Source organism: Paraburkholderia solisilvae (assembly GCF_902859875.1).
Lineage (GTDB): Bacteria > Pseudomonadota > Gammaproteobacteria > Burkholderiales > Burkholderiaceae > Paraburkholderia > Paraburkholderia solisilvae.
Genome location: NZ_CADIKF010000074.1, coordinates 23,926 through 31,407, shown reverse-complemented (window position 1 = coordinate 31,407; position 7,482 = coordinate 23,926). Strand labels below are relative to the sequence as shown.

At 65.8% G+C, this 7,482-nt stretch carries 6 protein-coding genes; 1 reads left to right on the top strand and 5 read right to left on the bottom strand.

Annotated elements, in window-relative coordinates; translation table 11 throughout:
* Positions 1-1,063 (bottom strand): tannase/feruloyl esterase family alpha/beta hydrolase (locus tag HV675_RS29720; protein ID WP_246270629.1); only part of this gene is annotated, 1,063 nt, incomplete at its 3' end.
* Positions 1,063-2,166, bottom strand: a complete 1,104-nt coding sequence (locus tag HV675_RS29715) for an OpgC domain-containing protein (RefSeq protein ID WP_175115035.1) — start codon at positions 2,164-2,166, stop codon at positions 1,063-1,065. The genes HV675_RS29720 and HV675_RS29715, both read right to left, overlap by 1 nt.
* A gap of 361 nt (positions 2,167-2,527) precedes the next feature.
* Here HV675_RS29715 and HV675_RS29710 point away from each other — a divergent pair, with 361 nt between their 5' ends.
* Complete coding sequence (locus tag HV675_RS29710; protein ID WP_175115034.1) at positions 2,528-4,078, top strand: methyl-accepting chemotaxis protein; 1,551 nt, start codon at positions 2,528-2,530, stop codon at positions 4,076-4,078.
* Here the strand turns inward: HV675_RS29710 and HV675_RS29705 are convergent.
* From HV675_RS29705 to HV675_RS29695, 3 genes are all read right to left on the bottom strand, one after another.
* Positions 4,075-4,749 carry an ankyrin repeat domain-containing protein gene (locus HV675_RS29705; protein ID WP_175115033.1) on the bottom strand — a complete coding sequence of 225 codons (675 nt, stop codon included), beginning with the start codon at positions 4,747-4,749 and terminating at the stop codon, positions 4,075-4,077. The two genes, HV675_RS29710 and HV675_RS29705, sit on opposite strands and share 4 nt — an antisense overlap.
* A 102-nt stretch (positions 4,750-4,851) precedes the next feature.
* Complete coding sequence (locus HV675_RS29700) at positions 4,852-5,427, bottom strand: c-type cytochrome (protein ID WP_246270628.1); 576 nt, start codon at positions 5,425-5,427, stop codon at positions 4,852-4,854.
* 182 nt (positions 5,428-5,609) lie between these two features.
* The gene (locus HV675_RS29695) at positions 5,610-7,340 is read right to left on the bottom strand and encodes a pyrroloquinoline quinone-dependent dehydrogenase (protein WP_175115031.1); all 1,731 of its coding nucleotides are present in this window, start codon (positions 7,338-7,340) and stop codon (positions 5,610-5,612) included.
* Positions 7,341-7,482: the final 142 nt, after the last annotated feature.

Genomic DNA, 7,482 nt, shown 5'->3' with positions numbered 1-7,482 from the left:
CGTGCGCGCTCGCGCGTTCGCCGCGCGGGCCGGCGTGCCGGCCCGACCCGGGCGGCGGCGTGCAACGCAGCGTGTCGATCACTTCCGCCTCGCGTTTGCGGCACGCGGGGACGTCGCTGACGATGCCGTCCGACGCGCCATCGAGCTTGTCGCATACCGCGAGCGAGCGCTGGTAGACGCGCTCGAGCAGCGGCGGCGGCACGAAGCCGCCGGGCGTCGCGTACTCGGCTTCGCCGACCTTCACGCCGATCAGCCGCACGCCGGTGAAGTTGAGCGCGGGCGAATCGGCGATCACGCCGTCGTAGTCGTCCGGATACCGCTGCATCACCGTATAGCCTTCGCGTCCGCCGGTCGAGCCGCCGGCGAAGTACATCCTGTCCGGCGCGCGGCCGTACGCAAGCCTGATCAGCGCAAGCGCCGCGTCATGCGACTTCTTCAGGTGCGCGTAGCCGAAGTTGACGACCGCTTCGTCGTTCAGGCCGAACACCGCGAGCGATGAGTTGCCGACGTGGCCCGAATCGTCGCCGAAGGTCGCATAGCCCTCGGCGAGCGGCGCGTGCTGCGGCGAAAACGGCATCGTGCCGAGGCCGCTCACCACCACGCCGTTGTATCCGCCGCCGCCCAGCTGCAGCGCGCGGCCGTTCCAGTTGCGCGGCAAATTCAGGTCGAAGCGGATATCGGGCGTGCCGGTTTTCAGCGCCTTGATGCTGCCGGTGATCCGGCAATAGTCGCCGGCTTCGTTGCCCGCCGCGCTTGCGGGTATCAGCGTCGCGGAATCGATCTGCACGCCGTTGGTCGGCAGCGCGATCGTTTTCGGCGGCAGCGTGATGCCTGTCAGATTCGAGCAGTGCAGCGTCTTCGTGGCGGACGGTTGCTGCAGCGGCTGTTGTGTCGGTAGTTGTGTCGCCTGTTGCGACAGTGGTTGTGTCGACTGCGGCGGAGTCTGCTGCGCGAGCGGCGCCTGTGCCGCGCATCCGTGCGTGAACGCGGCCACCACGAGCAGCAGTCCGCTCACGCCTGTCAGCGCGCGCGCCGCGCGAAGCCGTGGCGGGCGCACGCGCATCACACGTCCGCGCCGCGCACCGCGGCGCGCCTCGGGTCGCGCTTCCAGTCGCGCCATAGGCGCGCGAGCATCAGCACCGCAATGATCGCCACGAAATCGCCGGCGAGCGCCGCAAGACCGTGCGCGACGCCGTGCAACGCACGCGGCGTCGCCGTATCGACGACCAGTGAAATCACCGTGCCGCCGACGAAGCACACCAGCCCCATCTGCCCGACCGTGACGACGCCGGGCGCGCGCTGCGCGACCTGCGCGATAAAACCGCTGCGGACCAGCACGACCGCAAGCCACGCAATCGCGATGAAATTGATCACACGTTCCACCGACAGGTTCTGTTTCAGATGACCGGGCAACGGTTGCGTCAGGATAAACAGCTTGACGACAGCGAAGCCGAGCGCGGCGGCAATCGCCAGACGGGTTATCCAGCGCCCCGTATTCGACGCGAGGAACCCTTCGCTGACGGGCCTCACCCTGCACAGGATACCGAGCACGAACATCAATTGCCATGCAAACGGATTGAAAGCCCAGTCGCCGACATCGTCGATGCGCAACAGCGCGGCCAGCGGACGCGCCGCGAGCCAGACCGCGACACTCAACGCGAGCGCCGTGCCCGCCGAACGCTTTGCGAGCGGCACCATAAACGGCACGAGCACCGGAAACATCACGTACATCGGCAGCACGCTCGACAAATACGGCTGCCGGCGCAGCACCGCGATATCGAAGGTCTCCCGCAATGGCGCACCGGAGAACGAAGGCCAGCCGGTCAGCTCGACCATCGGACGGTTCAGATGAAAGAGCGCAAGCACCGCGCCCGACAGCAGCGTCAGCACCGCGGTCAGCAGGTACGCACGGTAGATCTCGGCACTGCGTCTGAAAAAGCGCTGGCGGGCCGCTTGCGAGCCGCGCCTCGCGAGCACCGCGTCATACGCGGCCGCCGACGCATAGCCGCCGAGACACACGAACACTTCGGCGGAATCGCATAGCGCATACGTGTGCAGCATCAGATGCGACAGCACACTGCCGGGAATGTGATCCAGCACGATGACGATCAGCACGACACCGCGGAAAAAATCCACTTCGATCGAGCGTCCTCGGCGGGGGGGCATGGGAAGTCTCGTGAAAGTGCCGCTGGTTGCAAGGGAGTATTGCGAGAAGCGCGTTTATCAGGCTAGCGCCATTCATACCCGGTTGCTTGAGCGCGCATCCGCGGCTGACAGAATGAAATCTGACCGAGGTTGGCGCGCGTCAAATGACGGGCAGTGCCAGGTGATTTGAAAGCTGCCGCCTCGAATCCGTGCGAAGTTTCCGCTCGCACAGCGAAGTTCAGCGCGCGGTGGAGCGTTTTTTTCGCAAAGCCGCTCAAGTCGGCCCCGACGCGCCCGTAAACGTGGTCGTCAGGGCGGCTATCGGGTGCGACGTCCTGTGGACAGTCTGGCGCGCGCCCGCGTTCCACTCCGACAGCTAGCCATGACCATCGTTCGTCGACTCGTGATCACCCTCGCCGTGGCGCTTATCGCGCTGGTGTTCGTCGGCGGCTACGGCCTCGTGCAACTGTATGCATCGAATCAGCGCGTCGACGGACTCGAGTCGCGCACGATTCCGGGGCTCAAATCGATCTCGATGGCGCTCGACGATGTCGCCGATATGCGCCTGAACGCATACCGGTACGTGGTCGACGGCATCGACGACGCGAGCCGCGCCGATATCGTCGCGCTGGTCGCCGATGCCGACCGGCGCTTCGATCAGGACGTGTCCGCCTACGTCGCCGCCGACGATACGGCCGCGAAAATGCTCGACGCGGATCGCGCGCATATGGCGGCCTATCGCGGCGCACGCAGCCAGTTCTTCGACAAGCTGCGCGCTGGCGACCGGGACGGCGCGCTGGCGATGCTGCACGACGGAGGCGCAGTTCATACCACCGCGCTCGCGCTCGATAAAGGCCTGCACGATCACCTCGATCACGACATCGCGCGCAGCCAGGCGATTCGCGACGAAAACACCGCGCAGTTCAGGACCGTGTTCGGCTGGATGATCGCGATCGTCGCGGCGGCGCTGATCGCGACCGCCGGCTTCGGCATGCATCTGTACCGGCTGATCCGCAATGGCTTGAATCATTTGCAGGACACGCTGCAACAGGTGAGCCAAACGCTCGATCTGTCGCGGCAGGCGAGCGTCGAGCGGAGCGACGAGATCGGCAACACCGCCGCTGCGCTGAATCGCCTGCTCACGCGCATCACGGAAGTGGTCGCCGACGTGCGGCGCTCGAGCGATGCGGTCGGCAGCGCCTCGAAGCAGATCGCCGCAGGCAACCTCGATCTGTCGACGCGCACCGAACAGCAGGCGGTGTCGCTGCAGCAAACCGCGGCAAGCCTCGCGCAACTGACCGTCACCGTGCAGCAGAACGCGGACAACGCGAAAGAAGCCAGTTCGCTCGCGCTCAGCACGTCGCGCATCTCGGATGAAGGCACGCAGTCGGTCGAGCGGATGGTCGGCACGATGAGCGAGATCGCGTCGAGCTCGGCGAAGATCGCCGAGATCACGTCGCTAATCGAAGGCATCGCGTTTCAGACCAACATCCTTGCGCTGAACGCCGCGGTGGAAGCGGCGCGCGCCGGCGAACAGGGGCGCGGCTTCGCCGTCGTCGCGGCGGAAGTGCGCAGCCTTGCGCAGCGCTCGTCGGCCGCGGCGAAAGAGATCAAGGACCTGATCGAGCGCTCGGTCAGCACGATCCGCGCGGGGTCGAGTCAGGCCGAGGAAGTGGGTCGCACGACGGCGCAGGTGCAGCAGGCGATCCGTCAGGTCGCGTCGATTATCGGCGAGATCGCGCATGCTTCGGAGGAGCAGGGCCGGGGCATCGAACAGGTGAACCAGGCGGTCGTGCAGATCGACGAGGTGACGCAGCAGAACGCGTCGCTCGTCGAGCAGGCCGCGGCGGCGGCGGGCTCGCTCGACGAACAGGCGACGCGCCTGAGCGGATCGGTCGCGGTGTTTACGGTGGGTGCGGAACACGCGTACTAGTGCGTGGACAGAAGCGTCGCCACCTGGCTCGAGTGGGTTTGCGCGGCGATGTCCATCGCGGTCATGCCGCGATTGTCGCGTAACGACGGATCGGCGCCGCGCGCAAGCAGCAGTTTGACCGTGTCCGTGCGGTCGTAGCCCGCGGCCCACATCAGCGCGGTCAGATCGTTCTTGTAGCGGCGGTTCACGTCGAGGCCCGTATCGAGCAGCCGTTTGACCGCTTCGGTGTTGCCCTGGCCCGCCGCGTATTCCATCGCGGTCTTGCCGACGCGGTCGGTCGCGCCGGTATCCGCGCCGTGCGCGAGCAGCAGACTGAGCGTCTGCGCGTCGCCGCCGTAGGCAGCGGCCATCAGCGGCGTAATGCCGGCCACGTCGGCCTGCTGTACGTTCGCGCCATGCTCGACCAGCATGCGGGCCATCGCGCTCGAGCCTTTCTTGCACGCGGTGATCAATGGCGTGTCGCCGATCCGGTTGCGCGAATCGACGGCCGCGCCCGCGTTCAATGCGGCTTCGACCGCGTGCTGGTCGTCGCTGCGCGCGGCGTTGAGCAGTTGCTGGTTCACGCTTTGGTCGGGTGCGTCGCTTGCGTCGGCTGCGTGCGCCGGCAACGGTGCAGCGCATGCGACGCCTAGCGATACCACCGTGCATACGGCCCATCCGGCGAGTTTCATATGATGCGTCTCCTCGGGGCGCTGTTTTCCGGGTCGCGATTCATTCGTCGTGCTCTCGTCGCGTTTTCGTCGTGCTCTCGTCGCCACGGCGTTCGACATCGCTTATTGCAGGTTGCCGACATACACGCTCAGGTTTCGGATGTCGTCGTCCGACAGATTGCGCGTGACGCTCGTCATGTTGCCTGCGTCGTTGGTGCGCGTGTGCGAACGAAAATCCCGCAACTGCTTCGCGATGTATTGCGGATACTGGCCGGCCACGCGCGGTATTTCGTTCTGTCCGGTGAATCCGCCGAGGTGGCACATCGTGCACAGCACTTCCGCCGCCTTGCGCTGCCCGGCGTCGATGCTCGCCGCGTCCGCGTCGACCTTGATTGGCGCGGGCCGTTGCTGCGAGAAATAGTCGGCGAGATCCTGCATGTCTTCGCGCGATAGCGTCGCCGCGACCGGCGACATGCGCGGATCGCTGCGCCGGCCTTCCTTGAAGTCCTTCAACTCAAGGTACAGATAGCGCTGCGTCTGACCGGCCAGCACCGGGTAGTCGGGGTTCGTCGAATTGCCTAGCGGGCCGTGACACGCCGCGCAGACTTGCGCCTTCGCTTTACCGGCCTCGGCGTCGGCATGCGCCGGCGCCGGCAGCGCCGCGGCGATGCATAACAGCGGCCAGAAATACAGCGGCAACGCCCGCGGTCGCGGTCGAGAGACGGCGCCGGAGCCGGCACGTAAGCGCAAACACAAACGCAAACACACCATGCGCGCGCGCCGTCCTGCATGCGGGAATGCGCGCGCGACACGCGATCGAATCGCCAACCGGGCCACCGCGCATCGAACGACCGATAGAACCGCCAACCGCGCCGTCATCGTCACGGCAGCGCAAACACGAGCACCGTGTTGCCGCGCTTGAAGTCCAGTTGCGTATTGCCGCCGGCCGCGACCGCGACGTATTGCTTGCCGTTCACCGAGTACGACACCGCCGGCGCGTTCACGCCCGCGCCGCACTGGAACTCCCAGAGCTTCTTGCCGGTCGACGCGTCGAACGCACGGAACAGGCCGTTGCCTTCGCCGTTGAACACGAGGCCGCCCGCGGTGGCGAGCACGCCGCCGATCAGCGGCTGCTCGGTCTTGAAGTCCCACACGACCTTGCCGGTGTCGATGTTGACCGCGGACAGCTTGCCCCACTGCTGTTCGGACGGAATCGTCTTGAACGCGCCGCCGAGCCACAGCTTGCTGCCGCCCGGGTACGCGGCGTCGGCAACCTGATAGGTCATCGGCTGGTGCAGATTCGCCGCGTACACGAGGCGCGTCTGCGGATCGAATGCCATCGGCGACCATTCGACGCCGCCGTTCGCACCGGGCAGCATCCGCGCGCCGGCCTCGGTCGGCAGCGTCCACATGTCCTCCTGCGGAATCATCGCCTGCGAGAAGCGGATCAGCTTGCCGGTCGCGCGATCGTTCACATAGACGTGCCCGGTCTTGCCGCCGTGGATGACGGCCGGCACCATCTTGCCGTCCTTGTCGCGCACGTCGACGAGAATCGGCGGACTCACCGCATCGAGATCCCACACGTCGTGCGGCACATACTGCGAGTGCCATTTGTATTTGCCCGAATCGAGATCGACCGCGACGAGCGAATCCGTGTAGAGGTTATCGCCCGGACGAATCGCGCCGTACAGGTCCGGCGACGGATTGCCGACCACGAAATACACGGTGCGCGTTTTACGGTCGACCGCGGGCGTCATCCATACGCCGCCGCCGAGCGTCTTGTAGAAATCGCCGCCCTTCGACGACAGTTGCTGCTTTTCCGCCGCGATGTTGCGCTTCAGGTCGCGGCCGGTGGCGTCGGTGGTCGCCCACGTGCCCTCCTGGCCGGAGTCCGGGATCGTATAGAAGGTCCACAGCAAATGGCCGTCCGACGCGTCGAACGCCTTCACGAAGCCGCGGATGCCGTACTCGCCGCCATTCGTGCCGATCAGCACCTTATCGTCGATGACGGTCGGCGCCATCGTCTCCGAGTAGCCCTGTTCGGGATCGGCAATCTGCGTCTCCCACAGCAGCTTGCCGGTTTTCGTATCGAGTGCGACGAGCTTCGCGTCGAGCGTGCCCATAAAGAGCCGGTCGCCGGAAATCGCCACGCCGCGATTGTTGGGCCCGCAACAGAATGTCGTGATGGGTCCCATCTTGTGCTTGTAATGCCAGAACTCCTTGCCGGTGACCGCATCGACCGCATACACGTGATTGAACGAGGTGGTGATGAACATCACGCCGTGCGTGACGATCGGCGCGGTCTCCATCGACTCGTTGACCGCCGTCTGGAAGATGAAGACCGGCCTCAGCTTCGACACGTTCGTGCGGTTGATCTGCGTGCCGGGGTAGAAGCGCGTCTGCCCGTACGAACCGTTCGCGTGCAGCCAGTCGGACGCGTTGCCGGCAGCGGAGTCGAGCTGCTGTTGCGTGACGGGTTGCAGCGGCGGCATCGATGCGGAGGTCGTGGTCGCGCCGCCTTGCACCTCGTCAGCGCCAAGCGCGGCGCCTGATGCGAAGGCCAGCGTAAGCCAGAAGAACACCACGGGTAGTGCATTGCGGGATGAATGCATGAGAGTCTCCTTAGGTTCTTATTGCTCGCCGGGTTCCGCCATGCGAATGCATGCCCGGCGCCGCTCCGCTTAAGCGGCGCCGATATCCGATAGCGCAACCCTGCCGGACACGGACGCGTCCGGTTTCAAACCATTGCTTGCT